At 60.9% G+C, this 20,282-nt stretch carries 14 protein-coding genes; 5 read left to right on the top strand and 9 right to left on the bottom strand.

All coding sequences use genetic code 11. The annotated features are described in order from the left end of the window. Window positions 1-65 precede the first annotated feature (65 nt). The 9 genes from RAM80_RS24825 to RAM80_RS24785 all read right to left on the bottom strand — a co-directional run bounded on the left by RAM80_RS24825 (window position 66) and on the right by RAM80_RS24785 (window position 11,014). Window positions 66-1,094, bottom strand: coding sequence for an MraY family glycosyltransferase (locus tag RAM80_RS24825; RefSeq protein ID WP_416423051.1), 1,029 nt, complete (start codon window positions 1,092-1,094; stop codon window positions 66-68). Continuing rightward, window positions 1,091-2,062, bottom strand: coding sequence for a UDP-glucose 4-epimerase family protein (locus tag RAM80_RS24820; protein ID WP_416423050.1), 972 nt, complete (start codon window positions 2,060-2,062; stop codon window positions 1,091-1,093). Before RAM80_RS24820 ends, RAM80_RS24825 begins: the two co-directional genes overlap by 4 nt. A 36-nt stretch (window positions 2,063-2,098) precedes the next feature. Next, the gene (locus RAM80_RS24815) at window positions 2,099-3,217 is read right to left on the bottom strand and encodes a glycosyltransferase family 4 protein (protein ID WP_416423049.1); all 1,119 of its coding nucleotides are present in this window, start codon (window positions 3,215-3,217) and stop codon (window positions 2,099-2,101) included. Then, window positions 3,214-4,359 carry a glycosyltransferase family 4 protein gene (locus RAM80_RS24810; protein WP_416423048.1) on the bottom strand — a complete coding sequence of 382 codons (1,146 nt, stop codon included), beginning with the start codon at window positions 4,357-4,359 and terminating at the stop codon, window positions 3,214-3,216. Before RAM80_RS24810 ends, RAM80_RS24815 begins: the two co-directional genes overlap by 4 nt. Further along, a complete protein-coding gene (locus tag RAM80_RS24805) occupies window positions 4,360-5,253 on the bottom strand; it encodes a GDP-mannose 4,6-dehydratase (RefSeq protein ID WP_416423047.1) in 894 nt (297 codons plus the stop codon). Further along, entirely contained in the window at window positions 5,253-6,284 is a 1,032-nt protein-coding gene (gmd, locus tag RAM80_RS24800; protein WP_416423046.1) for a GDP-mannose 4,6-dehydratase, read from the bottom strand. Before gmd ends, RAM80_RS24805 begins: the two co-directional genes overlap by 1 nt. Before the next feature lie 249 nt (window positions 6,285-6,533). Next, window positions 6,534-7,934, bottom strand: a complete 1,401-nt coding sequence (locus RAM80_RS24795; RefSeq protein ID WP_416423045.1) for a TolC family outer membrane protein — start codon at window positions 7,932-7,934, stop codon at window positions 6,534-6,536. Beyond that, window positions 7,931-9,256, bottom strand: a complete 1,326-nt coding sequence (locus RAM80_RS24790; protein ID WP_416423044.1) for an HlyD family type I secretion periplasmic adaptor subunit — start codon at window positions 9,254-9,256, stop codon at window positions 7,931-7,933. Before RAM80_RS24790 ends, RAM80_RS24795 begins: the two co-directional genes overlap by 4 nt. A 15-nt stretch (window positions 9,257-9,271) precedes the next feature. Further along, window positions 9,272-11,014, bottom strand: coding sequence for a type I secretion system permease/ATPase (locus RAM80_RS24785; RefSeq protein WP_416423043.1), 1,743 nt, complete (start codon window positions 11,012-11,014; stop codon window positions 9,272-9,274). A 431-nt stretch (window positions 11,015-11,445) separates the two neighbouring features. Here RAM80_RS24785 and RAM80_RS24780 point away from each other — a divergent pair, with 431 nt between their 5' ends. From RAM80_RS24780 to RAM80_RS24760, 5 genes are all read left to right on the top strand, one after another. Continuing rightward, on the top strand, window positions 11,446-12,738 hold the full coding sequence (locus RAM80_RS24780) for a glycosyltransferase (protein ID WP_416423042.1): 1,293 nt from the start codon (window positions 11,446-11,448) through the stop codon (window positions 12,736-12,738). A 143-nt stretch (window positions 12,739-12,881) separates the two neighbouring features. Further along, complete coding sequence (locus tag RAM80_RS24775) at window positions 12,882-13,706, top strand: hypothetical protein (RefSeq protein ID WP_416423041.1); 825 nt, start codon at window positions 12,882-12,884, stop codon at window positions 13,704-13,706. Between the two features lie 17 nt (window positions 13,707-13,723). Next, window positions 13,724-15,139 (top strand): DUF4214 domain-containing protein, encoded by a 1,416-nt coding sequence (locus tag RAM80_RS24770; RefSeq protein WP_416423040.1) that lies wholly within the window; start codon window positions 13,724-13,726, stop codon window positions 15,137-15,139. A gap of 145 nt (window positions 15,140-15,284) precedes the next feature. Then, on the top strand, window positions 15,285-17,777 hold the full coding sequence (locus RAM80_RS24765; RefSeq protein WP_416423039.1) for a glycosyltransferase: 2,493 nt from the start codon (window positions 15,285-15,287) through the stop codon (window positions 17,775-17,777). Continuing rightward, on the top strand, window positions 17,774-20,155 hold the full coding sequence (locus RAM80_RS24760; RefSeq protein ID WP_416423038.1) for a glycosyltransferase family 2 protein: 2,382 nt from the start codon (window positions 17,774-17,776) through the stop codon (window positions 20,153-20,155). Before RAM80_RS24765 ends, RAM80_RS24760 begins: the two co-directional genes overlap by 4 nt. Window positions 20,156-20,282: the final 127 nt, after the last annotated feature.

Below are 20,282 nucleotides of genomic sequence, written 5' to 3'. Positions count from 1 at the left end.
TACCTTCAAGGTCTACTGCATCCAACAGACCGGATCATTGTAGCGGCATTGCCGAGACTAGATCATCAGACAGCAGGATTCACGGTTTCCCGCACGCCTGCATGATATTTCCACGCCAACCCCAGCAGCGGCATGTATGCCAGCAACAACCCTGCCAAACCGTCCAAGTGCAGCCAGGTTACCGCCAGCGCCATGGGCAGCAGCCACAGCACGTTGATCAGGGCCACCGCCAGGGTCACCGGACGATGCCCGCGAAAATGCCGCGACGCATACTGATAGGCGTGGCTGCGGTGCGCCTCGTAGACCTTCTCGCCACGGGCCAGGCGCCGCGCGAGGGTGAACGTGGCATCGACGATGAACACCCCCATCAGGATCAACCATGCCCACAGGTAGCCAGTTTCAACGTGAGCGCCCTGCAGCGACAGCGCCGCCAGCACAAGCCCGAGGAAACCACTGCCGGCATCGCCCATGAAGATTTTTGCCGGGGGAAAATTCCATAGCAGGAAGCCCGCTGCCGCAGCGGCCAGCATCAACGGCGACCACGCCAGTTCAACATGCCCGTCCAGCCAGTAGACCAGGCAGATGCCGAGGCACACCGTCACTGCCTGCACGCCGGCAATACCATCGATGCCATCCATGAAGTTGTAGAGGTTGAGCATCCACACAAGGTAAAGCAGGCCCACCACGCCCATCAGCCAGCCGGCATCCAGCCGCAGGCCGGCGAACTGCACCACCGGCATGCCGCCCACGAAGTACAGTACCCACGCCCCAGCACAAAAATGCCCCAGCAGGCGCCAGCGCGCGGCAATATGACCATGGTCATCCATGAAGCCGAGTACCGCGACCAGCAAGCCCGATCCCGCCAGAGCTACGAACGCGCTGCCTGCCACGCCCCCCTGGAGCGCCAACGCCGCCAATGCCGCCAGATAGGCACAAACGATAGCCACACCCCCGCCTCGCGGGGTCGGTACCGTGTGCGAACTGCGGGCATTGGGCACATCCATGAGGCTGCGCTTGAGCGCATAGCGTCGTAAAACGCCCGTCAGCAGGAAGGACCCCGCCAGCACCAGCAGCCCTGTTATGCAATGGTTCATGCCCGACGAGACTCCCTGTAGGACTTTGCTGTGTCGGCCAACGCCGTTTGCGTTGCCACTGGCGGAGCCCAACCCAGCAGCCGTTTATTTTTGCCCAGGTCCACTTGCAGGCTACCCAGCAACCGTTGTGCCACCGCTCCCTTGCCCAACAGCCGGGCCGCCAGGGCAAGCCAGGCTGCCGGCACCGGCACCAGCCGGGCGGGCCGGCCCAAGGCCTGCCCCAACTGTACCAACAGTTGCGTGGTGGACAGGTCGTGGCCGTCGCTGGCGAGGAACACCTGGTTAGCCGCCGCAGGGTGATGGATACATGCTTCGATCAGGTCAACCAGATTGCCCAGGTACACCAGACTCCGGCGGTTGTTCACCGCCCCCAGCGGCAATGGCACACGCTTGTCCAGCCAGCGCATCATGCTGTGAAAATTGGCCTTTACCCCAGGGCCGTACACCAGGACCGGGCGAATGATCACCACTTCCATAGCGGTGTCACGGGCAAGGGCCAGCAACTGCTGCTCGGCTTCCCATTTTGATTCACCGTAGGGGTCAAGGGGAGCTGGTGCGTCGTCTGCAGAAAAAGGTCGGCCCACGGCTGTCTGTTCGCCGTTGACCTTGATGGAACTGATGAACACAAAGCGGCGGACACCTGAGGCGGCAGCCTGTCGAGCCAATGCCAGGGTGCCCTCGACGTTCACCTGGCGAAACGCGGCAAGGGGATTCTCGGCGCGTTCGTTCATCACATGCACGCGTGCCGCGCAATGCACTACCGCGTCGACCCCAGCAAGCGCAGCCGACCAGTCCGTGGCACGGTCGATGCTGCCGATGAGACAGGATTGCACGTTTGCCGGCAGCCTGCTGGCGGGGTTACGCGACGCCGCGACTACCCGTTGGGATGGCCGCCCGGCAAAATGCCGGACGACAGCGGAACCCACGAAACCGGCGGCTCCGGTAACCAATATGGAATTGCACGACATGCCAAGCGCCTCAAGAAAATCGACCCATCAAACAGGCTATGCCCTGCCCAGCAGCTCATCATAAAGGCCCGCGTAGGCATCAACCATTCCATCGATGGAGAATACCGTCTCGAATCGTTTCCGCGCGTTCCCCCCCCACCGGGTCGCCTCTTCAGGCTCACTCCACAGCTGGATCATTGCCTGGGCCAGCGCCGGTGCATCCCGCGGTGGTACAACCCGCCCCGTCACCCCGTCGATATTGATGAACGTGGTGCCGGTACCAATCTCGCAGGAGATCATCGGCTTGCCATACATCGCCGCCTCCAGCAGCGATATCCCGAAGGACTCGGAGCGCAGGTGCGAGGGGAACACAAACCCCAGGCAGAGTTGCAGCAACGCAGCCTTGTCCTCGTCCGGCAAGCCGCCCAGGAAATGCACGTTGTTCAACCCCAGCCGCAGCGCTTGGGCCTTGAGCTCCTGCTCCAGGTGGCCGCCACCTACGATGGCCACCGGCAGGCCGGTCAGATGCGCCGCCTCAAGCAGGTAGTCGATGCCCTTGTAGTACCGCAACGCCCCCACGAACAGGAAAAACCGCGGCCCCAGGGTTTGCCGCCAAAAAGCCAGGCGCGCGGCATCGGGCACCGGATAGGTCGACTCGTCCAGCGCGTAGGGGATCATCCGCACCTTGTCGCCCAGCCCCTGCAGCACCGGGCTGCTGCGGGCATAGTTGGGCGACGAGGTTACCACCGCATCGACACTGTTGAGGAACCGGTTCATCAGCGGCTGGTAAAGCTTGAGCAGGTGTTTCTGCTTGACGATATCGGAGTGGTAGCTGACCACCGTCGGCTTGCGTACGCGGCTGGCGAAATGCACCAGGTCCATGAAGGGCCAGGGGAAGTGGTAATGAATCAGGTCTGCCTCAGCGGCCAGCTCCTTGAAGTCCTTGAAAGCAGACAGCGAAAAGCCGGTGGACGCGACATGCAGGTCCAGCCTGGAGCGATGGGTGACATGGTGGGCCAGTGGCTGGTTGCGCGCAGCACCCTGCTCGCTCAGCGACAGCACCTGGGCGTCGAAACCACGCGGCGTGCAACCCTCGGCGATCTGGAAGATGACCTGTTCGATCCCCCCCATGCTGTCTGGGTAATAGGTTTTGAAGAAATGCAGGACCTTGGTCATCGCCCCTGGCTCACTGTCTGGTAGACGTCGAGTGTCTGTGCAGTGCAGCGCTCCCAGGAAAAGCGTGCGGCATGGGCAAGCCCGCAGGCGACCGCCTGCTCGCGCCATGCGGCGTCTTCGAGGCCGCGTTGCAGGTTGGCTGTCAGGGCATCCACGTCCATGGGCGCGCACATCAGTGCTGCATCCCCTGCCACTTCGGGCAGTGACGAACTATTGGAACAGACAACCGGCACACCTGAGCTCATGGCCTCGAGCACCGGCAAACCGAACCCTTCGTAAAGCGACGGGAAGGCAAACAGGCGCGCCCCCGCAAACAGCAATGGCAAGTCCTCACTGGGGACGAACCCCAGGTACCGCGCCCAGCCCTCGCGCTTTGCCTGGTCCAGGCGTTTATGAATAGCCTCGTTGGCCCAGCCATGATAACCGGTGAGAATCAGTGGCCAACGACGGCGCAGTGCCAATGGTAAGCGCCCATAGGCGTCGAGCAGCGTGTCAATGTTCTTGCGTGGCTCGATGGTGCTGACAAACAGGCTGTAGCCGCCTGGTGCAAGGTCATGGCGTGCAAGAGCTGGCGCCAGCGCTTCGGCCGTACGCGGGTAGAACTCTGGCGAACTGGCCAGAGGAACCGCGTGGATGCGCTCCAGCGGGAAGTTGAAATAGTTCGCCAGTTCGTGACGGGTGTATTGCGAGTCCGTGATCAGCGCATCAGCGCGGGCCACCGTCACGGTCAACTCCTTTTGCAGGTAACGCGCCATCTGCGGTGCATGGCAGTGCGCCCAGGTGAAAGGCGACAGGTCATGGAACGTCGCAACGCTGCGCCCGGCAAAAGGCGGGAGGTAATAGTTGGGGCTATGGTACAGGTAATCACCATGCCCCTTGAGCGCGCGCTTGCGCAAATACGGCATCAGCAACCGATAGGCTTCGATGGCGAGGAAGTTTTTCTGCACCGCGCGCTTGAGCCCGTAGCCCGACCCCGATGTTTCGGCGGCCGTGGGCAGTGCAGGCAGAAAAGAGCGGCCGGCGAAATACTGCAAGTCACTGATTTCAGGACTCTGCTGTAGCCGCATGGCCAGTTCGTAGGTATAGCGACCTATGCCGGTCAGCGGAAAGCGGACCGGCTCAACGGAAAGGATGACCTTCATTTATTCAGCCAGCATCCAACCCAGGGTGTCTTGCAAGGGCGGAGTTTGCCAGCCCGGTACCAGTGCACGCAGCTTGGCATTGTCACCGCAGAGGGTCTTGACCTCATTGGCGCGCACAAAGGCGGGGTTCACCTCGACCTGCAACTGATGCCCGGTGATTTCGCTGCACATGGCAATGACCTCGCGCAGCGAGTAGGTCTTGCCCGAGCTGACGTTGACCGTCTCGCCCAGGGGCCTGGCCTCGATAAGCCCGCGGTAGGCCTTGACCAGCGCGCGCACATCACTGAAATCACGCCACACATCCAGGTTGCCCAACTCGATCCGTTCGGCCTTGCGGCGAAAATGGGAAACGATCTTGGGCAACAGGAAATTGTCAGCCTGGCCTACGCCGGTGTAGTTGAACGGTCGCGTCATGACGATAGGCAAGCGGTCACACCACAGCTTGACCATGTATTCCATGGCCAGCTTGCTCACGGCATAGTCATTGGCCGGCGCTGGCGGGGTAACCTCGCTCAGCAAGCCCTCGGACACGTTGCCGTAGACATTGGCGCTGCTGGCGACCAGCACGCAGTCCGGGGTCTTGCCGCAAGCGGCGACGGCCTCCAGCAGGTTGCGCGTGCCTATCAGGTTGACCTGGTAGAACGCCTCGGCCGAGCCGTGCCCGACAAAGGCAAGCGCGGCCAGGTGAATGACGATATCTGGCTGAAGCACTGCCAGCAGCGTGCGCAGTCCCGGCGCATCGGCCAGGTCCACTTGATGATAATTGACTTCATCCGAGGGGTGGGTACCCATCCCCAGCACTTCATAGCCATGGGCTTGAAGCTCTGCCGCCATGTAGCGACCGGTAAAACCATGAATCCCTGTTATCAGTGCACGTTTGCCGGCAGTGGTCATCAGAAGGAAAATCCTTTTTCGTTACGGCGCAGGTCGGCCAATACCATCATCCGACACAGTTCTTCGAGAGAAGTTTTCGGCTCCCAGCCCAAAATCTCTTTCGCTTTCGCGGGGTTGCCGATCAGCAGGTCAACTTCGGTCGGGCGGTAGAACTTAGGGTTCACCGCTACCACAACCTTGCCGGTGGCCTGGTCGATGGCGTGCTCGCCTTCGGCTTCGCCGTGCCACTTGATCTCGATGTTCGCGGCCTTGAACGCCATGGTGACGAAATCACGCACGGTTTCAGTACGGTTGGTGGCCAGCACGAAGGTATCCGGCTCGTCCGCTTGCAGCATGCGCCACATGCCTTCGACGTATTCCTTGGCAAAGCCCCAGTCGCGCTTGGCGTCCATGTTGCCCAGTTCCATCTTGTCCAGCAGGCCCAGCTTGATCTTGGCGACCGAGTCGGTGATCTTGCGGGTGACGAACTCACGACCGCGCAGGGGCGATTCGTGGTTGAACAGGATGCCGCTGGTGGCAAAGATGCCGTAGGACTCGCGGTAGTTGATGGTCATCCAGTGCGCGTACAGCTTGGCAACGCCGTATGGGCTACGTGGGTAGAAAGGCGTGCTTTCGATTTGCGGGATAGCCTGCACCTTGCCGAACATTTCCGAGGTCGACGCCTGATAGAAGCGGACCTTGGGGTTGACGATGCGAATGGCTTCCAGCAGGTTCACCGCGCCCAGGCCGGTGATTTCGGCAGTGGTCAGCGGTTGCTCGAAGGAGACGCCCACGAAGCTCTGTGCCGCCAGGTTGTAGACTTCGGTGGCCTCAGTGGTCTGCAGCAGGCGAATGCTGGCCGACAGGTCGGTCAGGTCGTACTCGACAAGGTGCAGGTTCGGGTTGGTATGGATACCCAGCTCTTCGATACGCCAGAAATTGACAGAACTGGTACGGCGGTAGGTACCGTAGACGGTGTACCCCTTCTCCAGCAGCAACTCAGCCAGGTAGGCGCCGTCTTGACCAGTGATACCAGTGACAATTGCTTTCATTCGAGCTTCTAAACTCCATTTTGATGCCGGATCGGCATGCGCAGACAAGGACAAGGACAAGGACATGCCACGGTAGCGGCGCTAAGCATCTGATTGATTACATCAGGATAGGCGATTATACAACCCACGGCACCATCACTCGAGATGAAGATCGAGCAATGGCCGGGAAATTGTAACCGGTTCAATCAAAGACCACGACCGCCGCACGTGCTCAGGCACTTACATCAGGCAATGGTTCCATTGTGCCTGCTAGCGCACTGCAGTGGCCTGCCCTGGTGCCGGGGCTGGCACGGCAGGCGCTGGCGCGCCCCCGAGCCAGGCGTTGACATCGCTGACACTGGCTTCGGAGAGCTTGCCAGCCCAGCGATCCAGCATGAACAGGTTGGTGACGAAATCGTATTGGGACTTGAGCAGGTCGCGACGGGCCTTGAACTCCGCCTGGACGCCGTTGAGCACATCCACCGCGTTCACCACACCGTAGGCAAATGCCTTCTGGGCGGCGACACTGGACTGGCTGGCCGAACTCAATGCGTTGCGGTTGGCGCGGATCTTTTCCACACTCGACTGGGCAGTCAGGTAGGCGCTGGTGGTTTCCTTCACCACCTGGCGCTTCACCGCCTCCTGCTCCTGCTCGGCGGCGTCCTGCTCATCGTAGAGTCCCCGCACCCGCGCAGACGTTGAGCCACCGCTATAGATAGGCACTTTCAGCCCCAGCGTAGCCACGTAGCTGTCCGCACGCGGCGACTCGGTATTGTCGTAGCCTTCATCGCTCTGCTGCCCGCTGAGGCTGAAGCTCAGCGACGGGTAGTGGCCGCCCTTGCCGCCCCGCACAGCCGCTTCGGCAGCCTCCAGGTTACTTTGCTTGGCCTTCAGCGCCGGGTTGCTGTTGATCGCCAACTGAATCCAGTTATCCAGGCTATCCATGGGCGCGCGGTAGGTCACGTCATCGCGAATGCGGCTCAAGGCCTCATTGATCGGCCGCCCCACCAGCTCCGAAAGGGCCGCGCGGCTCAGGCGCACCTGGTTGCGCGCCTCCACTTCCTGCGCGGCAAGGCTGTCAACCCGCGCCTGCAGGTCCAGCTGGTCGGTAATCTTGGCCATGTGCCGAGCGTACAGGGCATTGACCTGATCAAGGTTTTTTTGCGTGGCGCGACGCTCGGCCATCAACAGCTCAAGCTCGTCATCGGCAGCCAGGGCCGTGAAGTAGCGCTGGGCAAGATCAACCGTCGACTCGGCGAGCGCCTCCTCGGCTTCGGAGCCTCGCTGGCGGGTGACGCTCTTGCTCTTCTGCCAGTCTTCCCAAGCCTGCTTGTTATAGATGTACTGGGTCAGGCTGAGCGAATAGCTCTGGCTGTCATACACCTCGCGGGAATATTCATCCTTGCGCAAAATCCGGTTGTAATTGCCGTTGGCGGAAATCTGGGGCAACAGGCCACCCAGGGCCGCACGCTGCTGTTCGGCGGCAGACCGCGCGTGCAGGCCCGCGGCAATCACCCGCGGATCCTGCAGCCGGGCTTCCTTGTACAGGGACAACAGGTCGAGCGCATACGTGTTGGCACTGACGCCACGCGGTGCAACATCCCCGGCAGCAGCCTGCACCTGGACCGCGAGCAGGCTGAGCAAGGCAACGGGTAACAAACGCACAATCATTCCTCGATCATCGACTTGGCGAACATGTTGTGCGCAGGGCGCAACAGGTACTGCAGCATGGTCCGGCTACCGGCATTGATCAGCACTTCGGCCGGCATGCCTGGCAACAGCTTGCGCTCGCCCAATTTCTTCAGGCCATCTTCGGTCAGCGCCACGCGCACCAGGTAATAGGGGTCGCCAGTGCGATCATCGGTCAGCCGGTCGGCTGAGATCCGGGTGACCGTACCCTCGATGACGGGCGTGGTAGCGTTGTTGAACGCGGTAAAGCGAATGTCGGCCGTCTTGCCCAGGGAGATCCGATCGATATCGTTCAACCCCACGTGCGCCTCGACCACCAGCTGCGACGACTCCGGCACGATATCCATCAACGGCGTGCCCGGGCTGACCACCCCGCCCACGGTGTGAACCTTCATGTCGAGCACCATCCCCTCTTCCGGTGCGCGGATGACGATACGAGTCAGCTTGTCCTTGAGCGCGGAGACCTTTTCCTGCAAGTCAAACACCTGACTCTGCACGTCGGCCAGGTCCTTCACCACTTCAGAGTTGAAGTTCTTGGTCAGCTGGACGATCTCCAACTGCGTCTCGTTGATCTGCAGGCGCGTGGTGAGAATGCTTGACTGATGGTCAGCCACCTCCGCCTTCAGCGAATCCAGCTTGCGCTCCTGGTCCAGCAACCGCTGCTTGTCGACGAAGCCCTGGGCCAGCAGCTCCTTTAGTTCGCGAATCTCGCCCACGTAGGATTGCGCCATGCCCTGCTTGTTGCGAATCATCGCCTCAAGCCCGGTGATCTGCTGGCCCAACTGGCCAACGCGCTCTTTCTTTACGGCAATCTCACCCAGCCGCGAGTTACGGCGAGCATTGAACACATGAGCCTCACCCTCGAGCGCCTCCTGGGCACGCTGGGAGTCCGCGCCGTCGAACGGCACCTGAGGCATGGCCGGCAGGTCATCCCGCTCGGCGCGCAGGCGAGCTTCCTTGACGCGCGCAGCGATCAGCTGGCTGTGCGCCGATTCGTATTCGGCGCTGACCTGGGACTGGTCGAGTACAATCAGCGGGTCACCCTTGTGCACCAGCTGGCCATCATGCACCAGCAGCTCTTTGACGATGCCGCCTTCCAGGTGTTGCACGGTCTTGCGATAGCTTTGCACAGTGACCTGGCCACTGCCGAACACGGCGTTATCCAACGGCGCCAAGGCCGCCCAGCCACCGAAGATGCCGAAGGTCACAAACACGATGCCCATGCCCAGGCGGCGGATATTGCGGTCAGACGTAGGCACTTCGTCCAGGTCGTCGCCCAGAGGCAGGAGGGTAGTACTGGTCATTTGAAATAATTCCTTTTACGCGCTGGCCGGGGCGGCACCGGCGGCGGGCGCTTGCGCGACGCGCTGCTGGGCTTTTGCCTGCTGATTGGCCAGTTCGGCGATCACTTGCTCACGCGCGCCATAGAGACTGATGGTACCGGCGCTCAGCACCATGATGCGATCAAGGCGCGAGAGAATGTTGGGGCGGTGCGACACGATGAATACCGTTGCGCCGCTCTCCTTGATTTTCTGCAAGGCGACGCCCAGCGCCCGCTCGCCGACCTCGTCGAGGTTGGAGTTGGGTTCATCCAGCACGATCAGCCGCGGGCTGCCGTAGATGGCACGCGCCAGGCCGATCCGCTGGCGTTGACCGCCGGACAGGTTGATCCCTTCGCCACCGATCACGGTGTCGTAGCCGTCAGGCAGCATCAGGATCATTTCGTGTACGCCGGCAGTCTTGGCGGCCAGGACCACCTTCTCCGCATCGATGGCTTCGAAGCGTGCAATATTTTCGCTGATGCTGCCTTCGAACAGTTCAATGTCCTGCGGAAGGTACCCTACATACGGGCCCAGCTCCTGCTTGTCCCAGGTACTGATGTCGGCACCATCCAGCCGCACCACACCGCGCTGCGGCTTCCAGATGCCCATGATGGCGCGCACCAGGGTCGACTTGCCGGCCGCGCTGGGCCCCACGATACCCACGACACTGCCCGCCGGCGCGACAAAACTGATGCCACGCACCACGGGCTCCTTGGCACCAGGCGGCATGACTACCAGGCCTTCGACCTGGATATGGCCCTCGGGGGCCGGCAGCTTCATGCGCTCGGGTTCGGCGTTGAGCTTGTCCAGTGTTTCATTGAGGCGCTGGTACTGCACCCGCGCCGCCACGAACCCCTTCCAGTTGCCGATCATTTGGTCGATCGGCGCCAGGGCGCGCCCCAGAAGCAGGGAGCCGGCCATCATGAGGCCTGGGTTGATGTCGTGATTGATGACGAGGTATGCACCCAGCGCAAGGATGATGGACTGGGTCCACTGGCGAAACGTCTTCGAGAATGACGTGATGATCCCGCTTTTATCACTGGCATAAGACTGAAGCCGCAAGACCTTACGCTGGCGCGCCGCCCAGCGATTCATCAGCGTCCCCAGCATCCCCATCGACTCAATGACTTCAGCGTTTCGCAAGGTCTTGCTGGTATGGAGCGACGCCTTGACATTCTCCTTGTTCGCCTCGGTGATCGCCGCCCCGGTGAACCGTTGATTCAGCACCGCCAGGACAATCAGCACGATTGCACAGCCCACTGTCATCCAGCCGAACATGTCGTCAAAAATGAACATGACCCCGATATACACGGGCAGCCAAGGCGCATCGAAAAATGCGAACAGACCGCTACCGGTCAGGAATTGGCGCAAGGCGGTCAGGTCGCTGAGCGACTGCGCCGAAGCGTCCATGCCGCCGCTCTCCAAGGCACGACGAAAACTGGCCCGGTAGACGTCATGGCTGAGCAAGGCATCGAGGCGGTTACTGATGCGCACCATAATGCGCGAGCGCACCCACTCCAGTGCACCCATGGTCAACATCAACACGCTCATGATCAGTACCAGCATCAGCAAGGTCGACTCACTGCTGCTGGGCACCACGCGCCCGGATACCTGGATCATGAAGAAGGTGGGGACCAGCATGAGGGCATTGACGAAGAGGCTGAAAAAACCCACGGAAAGGAAACTGCCTTTGCAAACCTTGAGGGCGGCCTGCAAGTTGTTTTCGTGTAAGCGACTCATAGCATCCATACTGAAGGGGAAAGGCGGAAAGCGCCGGAGTGTACCACTCGGTCCGGGGCTGAACAGCCAAAAAAATAAAATCAGCTGCAAGTTTAATGTTTTGCCGACGAGCGACGACAACTGTTACGGAGTATAACAAAGTGAATAATAGCCAATAGCCACTACCACAGGCGCGCATCGCTCACCACAGTCCTTGCACTGCCAATCCGAACACACCTCCCATATGTAGGACCACTATGTAGGGCATTTCCCAAAACGGAGCCAAATCGACCACCGGTACAGACATCATGATTTTTTGCCCCTACCATAGCCCATCGATTTTCGGACCATTTGGCCTTCCGTCTCGGAACTTTCCAACACAGCCGAAAGACCAAGAAATACGCGCACGGAAGCAGACAAACTGCAGCCACGAGAGTGCAGAGCAAGGACCCATGAACCTACTGTTTATTCATCAAAACTTCCCCGGACAGTTCCTCCACGCCGCGGTCCATTTTGCCAGCCTGGGGCATCGGGTGATGGCGCTGCGCGAGGGGCCGATGAAGCACGCCCCGCTGGCCGGCGTGGAGGTGTTGAGCTACCGACCAAAACAGGGCAATACCCCCGGAATACATGGGTTTGCGCAGGAATTCGAAAGCAAGACGCTGCGCGCGGAGGGCTGCGCCCTGCTGGCCCAGAACCTCGCGGAGAGCGGCTTTGTACCCGACGTGATACTTGCCCACCCCGGCTGGGGCGAAGCGCTGTACCTCAAGGATGTTTTTCCGGAAGCACGCCTGGTCTGCCTCATGGAATATTTCTACCGCGCCAAGGGCCAGGACCTGGATTTCGACCCGGAATTTCCCGCCCTCGACCTGACAGCAAAGGCGCGCCTGCACACCAAGAACGCCAATTTGCTGCTCGCAATGGAGGCCATGGACCTGGGCATCGCCGCCACACACTGGCAGGCGAGCACCCTGCCCCAGTGGGCTCGCGCCAAGACCACCGTCATCCACGAAGGTATCGACACTGACGAAGTGGCCCCACACTCCGCAGCCGAATTACGCTTGCCGAACAAGCACCTGCACGTGCGCCATGGGGACGAGGTACTGACCTTCGTGGCTCGCAACCTGGAGCCCGTACGCGGCTACCACCAGTTCATGCGCGCCCTGCCGGCTATCATGAAAGCGCGCCCGAACCTCCAGGTATTCATCGTCGGCGGCGAAGCACAAGGGTACGGCAGCAAGGGCGAAACCCTGAGCTGGCGTGAACATTACCTCAGCGAAGTAGCGCACCTGCTGGACCCTGCCCGCGTGCATTTCCTCGGGCAGGTTTCGCGCACCGTGTTCCTGCGCCTGATGCAGATCAGCCGCTGCCACGTCTACCTGACCTACCCCTTCGTGCTGTCCTGGTCGATGCTGGAAGCCATGAGCGCGGGCGCCATAGTTGTCGGCTCCGACACCAAACCCGTACAAGAAGTGATTGAGCACGGCAAGAATGGCCTCCTGGTCGACTTCTTCAACCCACAACAGATCGCCAGCACCGTCTGCCACGTACTGGCCAACCCCAATGAATACGGGCACATCAGGGCTCAAGCGCGCGCCACTATCAAGGCTCGCTATGACCTCAAAAGCGTTTGCCTACAAGCCTATGAAAAAATTCTTACACAACCCCATTGTGAAAGAGAACAAGATCGATTAATCTCGCTTCCAGTCAGGGAAGCCACCATAACGCCATTAGCCTTTAATTAAGTAAGATCAGTTACCGCTCGGTTCACCTTTTTACACGAGCGAAGGCGCTTACCGTTCAAGGATAGAAGGAGCTTCATCGGGTGTCGTCTCAAACTACAGATGGTCTCAAGATTACCTCTCGAGTTACACTTCTCGAGCCGGGTATGTATATCTTTCGCTATGCATCGCAAACCACGACGGAAAAAGCCGTGTGCATTGCGCTGCAACAAGCGCCATTAGGCAAAGGTCTAATCGACTTCTTCCCCGCCGAGGGCGTCAGCAAGAACATGCTGACCAAACTGGGCGACTGCATTATTGGCCGGGTAAAAAACGGCGTCACCACGGTATTGATCACCGAATACCACCTGGCCAATGTGGAAGTTGATCCTGTCGATCTGCGTATTGACCGAATCGACACTTCCGCAGCAATCATGCGTAACTTTTCCGCGCCGGAAACTGTCATCGAAACTTCCCCTGTGGCCTTGATGCCCGCGGGTGAAAGTGCGCACCTGAAACTGCTGGGCCATATCGAATCCCTGGGTGATGTCGCCGCTGCCGATGGGTGGCTGGGCGATGCCCGTGGCCAGGCGCGCCTGGAAGGTTTCGTGGTCGAGTGGGCTGACCGCCCGGCCGGCGTCGACCTTGTCTACACCAGCACCCTCGCAGGCTCCGGCCCCAGCCCCAAAGTGCTGTCGGGCCAGTACAGCGGCACCCGCAGCAAGGGTGCTGCGCTGGTGGCCGTCGGCTTCGGCCTGACCGGCCCCAACAGTGCCCGCTACCAGCTGAGCGGCCACGTGGCCTTCGCCGGTGCCGCGCCAAAACCAATTGCTGCCGACCAGATGCTTTTCGGGCCCACGGGCAAGGAACCTCTGGTTGCCATACAGCTAACGATTTCCCCCCATCCTGAGATCAACGCTCCCCGCTATAAGTCTCCATGGGAAAACCCTGCGGTTACGCAAAAATATAGCTCTGAGGGCCAACTGGCCTGATCTACAGGAATTAAACAATGCAATATGATAATCCGTTCTGGTCCAGCGAAATCACCGACGCCCTGACCGGCTCGTCGGCCAACCTGTCCACCACCACCGTGGACGCTATCTCTCAGATCCTGAACCTGGACACCGTTGAGTCCGTGGTTGTTGGTTCGTGGGATGGTTCGGGCGATGTCGTTGTCCCAACCGGTAAGACTGCCCAGGCTATCTTCGCTGACGTTGCTGGCGCTGCCGGCACCGACGTTGACGTCAACCTGCACGCTGACGGCCTGGCTGCTGCCAAGGCATTCGTATTCGCCAGCGACGCCAACCTGACCCTGGACTTCACTGCTCCAGAAGCCAGCGCATTCGTCCGCGCTGCCGTCACCACCACTACCGACAACGTTGATCGCGTTATCGTCAGCGGCAACGGCAACGACACCATCACCGTCGGCAATGGCAACACCACCATCGACGCTGGTGCTGGCAACGACACCGTTCACACCGGCAGCGGCAATGACCTGATCATCGCCAACAGCGGTAACAACGACATCTCCACCGGTGCTGGCAACGACACCATCATCGCTGGTACCGGCAACGACACCATCGACGCTGGCGACGGCTTCGACACCGTTCAAGTAGCTGCCTCGCGCGCTGACTTCACCGCTACCGTTTCGGGCGACGACGTTGTTCTGACCGCTGCTGGCCAGACCATCACTACTGCCAACGCCGAGTTCATCAGCTTCAACAACGGTGACTCCATCGCTGTTGCTGCCAACGACCAGGAAGCTGCTGCACTGCGCCTGTACGAAGGCCTGCTGGGCCGTGACGCTGACGCTGCCGGTGCACAACACTGGACCGCAGAAGCTGACGCTGGCACTTCGCTGACCGATATCGCCAACGCCTTCCTGAGCTCGGGCGAGTTCTCGAACAACGCGAACGACGCTTTCGTTGAAAGCCTGTACACCAACCTGCTGGGCCGTGAAGCTGACACCGCTGGCGAAGCCAAGTGGCTGGCTGACCTGGCCAACGGTGCAAGCCGTACCGACGTCATCAACAGCATCGCTGGTTCGGCCGAAGGCCAGGCCGCTTCCGCTTCGTCGGCTAACGCTGACTACGTCGAAGCCCTGTACTCCAGCGTTCTGGGTCGCACCGCTGACGCTACCGGCCTGCAGAGCTGGGTTGCCCAACTGGAAGCCGGTGCAGACCGCGCTACCATCGCCGACGGTATCGCAGGTTCCGCCGAGGCTTCGGCCAAAGCCACCTCCGACTTCCTGGACAACCTGTACGAAAGCGCTCTGGGTCGCGACGTCGACGCACTGGGCAAAGCTGCCTGGACCTCCGCTCTGGAGCACGGCGCTACTCAGGCTGAAGTGGCTATCGCTGTCGTCGGTTCCGACGAAGGCGTTGCTCACAACACCAGCGTTGTGGTTGTACACGGCGTAGCGTAACGCTACCTCGTTGCACGCTTGAAAGCTTCCGGCCGCAAGGCCGGAAGTCTTCGAAAAAGGGGCCCCTCATGGGTGCCCCTCTTTTATTTCACAGTGGTACCCCAATTCCATGTCAAGACACCTCGACCATGAGCCCCTGACGCTTATGGAACTCTTCCATCGCGAGCGCCAGAATGGCCAGCATGGCAGTGCGTCGGCCCATCTCGAACGTGCCTTGCATACCCCCGAATACCGCTCCGAGGCCCTGATCTGGAAAGGGATCGATGCCTTGCAGCAACACAAGCCTCAGGATGCCTTCGTGCACTTGAGCAATGCCGCCGCAGCCCTGCCGCGTCGTACCGACATACTGGCGCTGACAGCCCGGTGCATCCAGGCGCAACAGCAGCCTGACCTTGCTACCCGCTTCCTCGCCGCCGCCTGGCGCGACCACCCCACCGATACAGCCTTGCGCCTGGCACTGTGGCAAGCCCGCAACCATACCGAGACACCGGCGCGCCTGCGGCAATTGATACTGCAACAACTTGCGGATATCACCGACGCTCGTGAATTGAAACTGGTGCTGGGCCTGCTCGCAGCGCAGGCCGATGCACCGCCACACATCGGCGTCGTCTACCCACCTGTCGGCACCCAGGCACTGTCGGGCTGGGCCGTCAACCTGCGCAGCCCGCAAGCACCGGTACGCCTGTGGCTGAAGCAGGCGGGCAAGCGCACCCTGGTCAAGGCCAACGCCCCCCACGCGCTGCTGGCCGGCCTTGGCCTGGCCCATCACGGCGGCTTCAGCGTCGCTGCCCAAAGCGGCGTAGCCCCGTCTACCCTGGAGTTCGAAGACGGCACGGCACTGCGCGGCTCCCCAGTGGTCATCCTGCCGCCGTTGCAGACGCACGCTATCGCCAACGACAGCGTGCCAGGCGAACAACCGGTCGACGTACTGATTCCCGTGTATGAAGGGCTTGATGAAACCCTTGAGTGCGTGCACAGCGTGCTGCGCCATCGCAGCGCCAACCGCACCGAACACCGGGTAGTGGTGCTGGACGACGCCTCGCCAAACCTGGCGCTGGCCCAAGCCCTCGCAGCCCTGGGCGAACAAGGTCTCATCCACTACCTACGCCAGCCTGTGAACCTGGGCTTCATTCGCAACACCAACCGCGGCATGGCGTTGAGCCCCGACCGCGACGTGGTGTGGCTCAATGCCGACACCCGGGTGCATGGCGACTGGCTCGACCGGCTGCGCGATGTCGCCGGGCAACGCGATGACATCGCCTCTGTGACACCCTTTACCAACAACGGCGAGTTGATGAGTTTCCCGCACAGTCGGGTCAGCCAGCCCATGCCCGATGCACTCGCCCAAGCCGAACTCGATACGCTGGCACGTACTACCCGCACCCCAGCTGTGGAAATTGAAACGGGTTGCGGCTTCTGCCTGTATATCAAGCGCGACGCCCTGAACGACGTGGGTTTGCTGGATGAGGTTCACCTGTCCCGGGGCTACGGCGAAGAAACCGACTGGTGCCTACGGGCCCGCAGCAAAGGTTGGCGCCACATGGGCGCTACCCAGGTATTCGTTGCCCATCAGGGCGGCATCTCGTTCGGCGATGAAAAAGTACTGCGCGTGGCCCAGAACAACGCCATCCTGCGCCGTCGCTACCCTGATGCCGAAGCTCGCTACAAAGCCTTCTGCAAACGCGACGACCTCAAGTCCGCACGCCAGGCCCTGCAGCGGGCACGCCTGCACCAGTTGCCCCAGTGGATGCTTGGCGCACCCGCCTGCGCGCGCACTGGCAAACAACCGACTTCGTTGCACCTGCATGGCAATCGCAGCGTCGATGCACCGCTGCACCTGCAATTCGCGGTGCAGCGAAGCGGTGCGCGCGTCACCTTGAACGCAGCCCTTGCGCCGCTGCCGTTGGCAATCGACTACCGCTGGCCAGCCCAGGCCACCGAATTGCTGGACGACCTGCGGGCGCTGCCGATCGAAGAGCTGGTCTTCGAGCAACTGCAGGGCTGCCCTGCCGACCTGCTGACCTTGCTTGAACGCCTGCAGCGCCCCTATCGCATACTGGGCCCGGACGACTGCCTGGCGCGTGCCGATACGCCACACAACTGGCCTGCCTTTGCCGCCAGGGCGCGAGAAATCGTGCTGCCGTTCCAGGCGCTGCTCGCCAGTTACCAGGCCGCACACCCCCAGGCGACGTTCAGCCTGGCACCCCATACCCCTGCGCAGCACGCTGCCGCCACGCCTCCCGGCGTGCTGCTGATTGCCGACGACCTGCACAGCGCGCCCACCGGCCAGCGCTGGCTGGCACTGGCGCGGCAGCTTCGCAGCCAAGGCTCGGCGCTGCGCCTGCTGGTGCTGCAAGACAGCCCATGGCTGGCGCAACTGCAACACACAGGTTGCGCCGAACTGCTGCCTGAATTGCCGGGGCTCAGCGTGCACGAGTGCCTGGCACTCGCTGGCTGCACCGCCGCCGCCAGCCTGGTGGAGACACCAGGGGCGGACTGGCGAGCCCCGGCGCTAGCCCAAACCTACCACTTGCCCCTCTACGCCCCAGCCGGCGCAGTCGCCCATGAAGCCGGCGCCTTGCCCCTGGCCCTGCTGCCTTTACCCGGAGTCGCGCCCAGCGCAAGCCAATGCCCATGAACATTCCCGCTACCCTGCCCCAACCCTTGTACGAAGGCGCAATCACCGGACTGTACGGAGACGTGCTGCAAGGCTGGGCCAAAGACCTGACCAACCCGGACCTGAGCCTGGTGGTCGAGATCTGCGTGGATGGCGCGTATGTGGCCATGGTACGGGCGGATCAGTTTCAGCCCGATGGGGAAGCCGGGGAGTATCACGGTTTCGCTATTCAACTTCGCCAAGCGTGGCTGGAGGGGGCTCGATCTATTGCTGCACGCGTTGCCAATCAGCCGAAATGGCTGGACGGCAGTGTCGAAATGCCAGCTCGCAAACCTTCCATCCCGGCAGCGGTTGCCAGCCAGGTGTGGCATACAGGTGGGCTGCGTATCAGTGGCTGGGCGTGGGATGCCGAAGACCCTGCGCGTCATGTGCAGATCTCGGTACGCGAAGGTGAGCAGACCTTGGCCGTCACCTCGGCCAACGTGAAACACCAGGCACTGGCAAACCGGGAAAGCGACACACACGGCTTTAACCTCGACCTGCCTTGGGCGCTGGCGGACGGCAAACTGCACACCCTGATCGTAGAAAATGACTTGGGCGAGCCCTTATCCGGTAGTCCACTCACTCTATGCTGCTGGCCAGAAGGCCTTGAAGGCCTGCTGCATGAGTTGGACAAGGAAAATCCCCAACCGGAAAAACTTCGGTTGCTGGAAGTCATGGCCCGTGAACATACCCTGCGCGCACCGAAAAGCGTGGGCTTCCACCATTATCCGCAATGGTTCGAGGTGTTTCAGCAACCGGAACCGCTGGCTTCCGACCTGCAGCGTACGGTCGGCATCCTGCTGATCAGCAATGGTGATCCTGGCCTGGACCACATCTCCGTTCTCAGCATCCAACGCCAACGCCTGCCGGCGCTGGAAACGATGTCAGCGCCGGCCAGCAATCTGTTGCCAGCCCTCGAGTATCTACTGAATGCCGGGTGCACAGCCATCCTGCCGGTGTTCGCTGGAGACCGCTTGGCAGATCATGCGCTCGACCATCTTGCCTCGCTGCTCGACACTACCAGTGCCTGGGCGTTTGCTGACTGCGACCACGACACTCCCGATGGTCAACGAAGCGCCCCCTGGCTGAAGCCCGTATGGGATCTCGACCTATTCATGGGCGCGGATATTTTCACCCCGGGCGCGATCTTCAGCGCAGAGATCATCAAGCATACCCTGCAGTCCCTGGCCCCAGCAGGCGGCCTCAGCTACATGACCTGGCAGCACCTCATGGCTGGTATCGCGCTGACCACAGAGCGGAATCAAGCGAGTGTTACACACTTGCCCAAGGTCCTTTACCACCGTCACAGCAGCGCTCCCACCTGCCCTTCCGCAGCGACCCCGGACCTGGACCGCCACCAGGCAATGGCCTGGTTGGCCCAACAGTTGGCAGCAGGCGCCACCGTCGAGCCGGTGGCCGGTTACCCTGCCCTGCTGCGCACCCGCTGGCCGCTGCCCGAGGCACTGCCTTTGGTGAGCCTTATCGTCCCGACACGCGATCAGGTGGGCTTGCTAAAGACCTGCATCGAAGGCCTGCTGAATGACACTGATTATCCGAACCTGGAAATCATAGTCGTTGATAACCAGTCCAGCGATCCGGAGGCCCTGAAGTACCTGGCCTCGTTGCCGGAGCGTGGAGTGAAGGTGCTGGCGCACCCTTATCCGTTCAACTACTCGACGATTAATAATCGAGCGGTGGAGGTTGCGAGGGGGGAGATTGTAGGGCTGGTGAATAATGATATTGAGATTATTGACCCATCATGGCTCGATGAAATGATCGCCCATCTGCTGCGGCCTGGAATAGGGATAGTCGGAGCTAAGCTGCTTTGGCCAAACCGCATGGTCCAGCATGGCGGAGTGGTGGTCGGGATTAATCAACTCGCTGCACATACCGGAAATAATTTAGCAGAAGGCGATGCTGGATATCTTGGATTCAATCAAATAACGCGGCAGCAGAGCGCGGTGACTGCCGCTTGTCTCCTTGTGCGCAGAGAAAACTTCCTTACCGCAGGAGGGCTCAATGAAACAGCATTTCCTGTGGCTTTCAATGACATTGATTTCTGCTTACGTGTAAAACACCCCTCCGCAAAGGTTATATGGACTGCCTTCGCCACGTTGATCCATGCAGAGTCAGCGAGCCGAGGGAAGGATCAGGCCCCAGCGCAACGCGCACGCGCCGAGCGGGAGCAGGACAACTTTAGGAAGCGATGGAACCATCTGACAATCGATCCGGCGTATCACCCACACCTCAGCTTTGACTACGCAACTGGCCCTTACGGGGGACTGGCACTTCGCCAGCAACAAAAGCCAGCCGGGAACACGGGATTAAACTTGATACCCAGAAACAATTGCAGATAAACATCAAACAGTAGACCAATACTCAACTGGCTCACCAGAAAAATTTAACCAGATAATATTTCATGTTTACGACAACCAAAGCTTGGTGCACAAGAAAAGCCCAAAGCCCGCAGGCCGCGCTGCTAGC

This window comes from Pseudomonas sp. App30, assembly GCF_047947025.1.
In the GTDB taxonomy this organism is placed as follows: Bacteria; Pseudomonadota; Gammaproteobacteria; order Pseudomonadales; family Pseudomonadaceae; genus Aquipseudomonas.
This window is presented reverse-complemented; position numbering and strand designations above follow the sequence as displayed.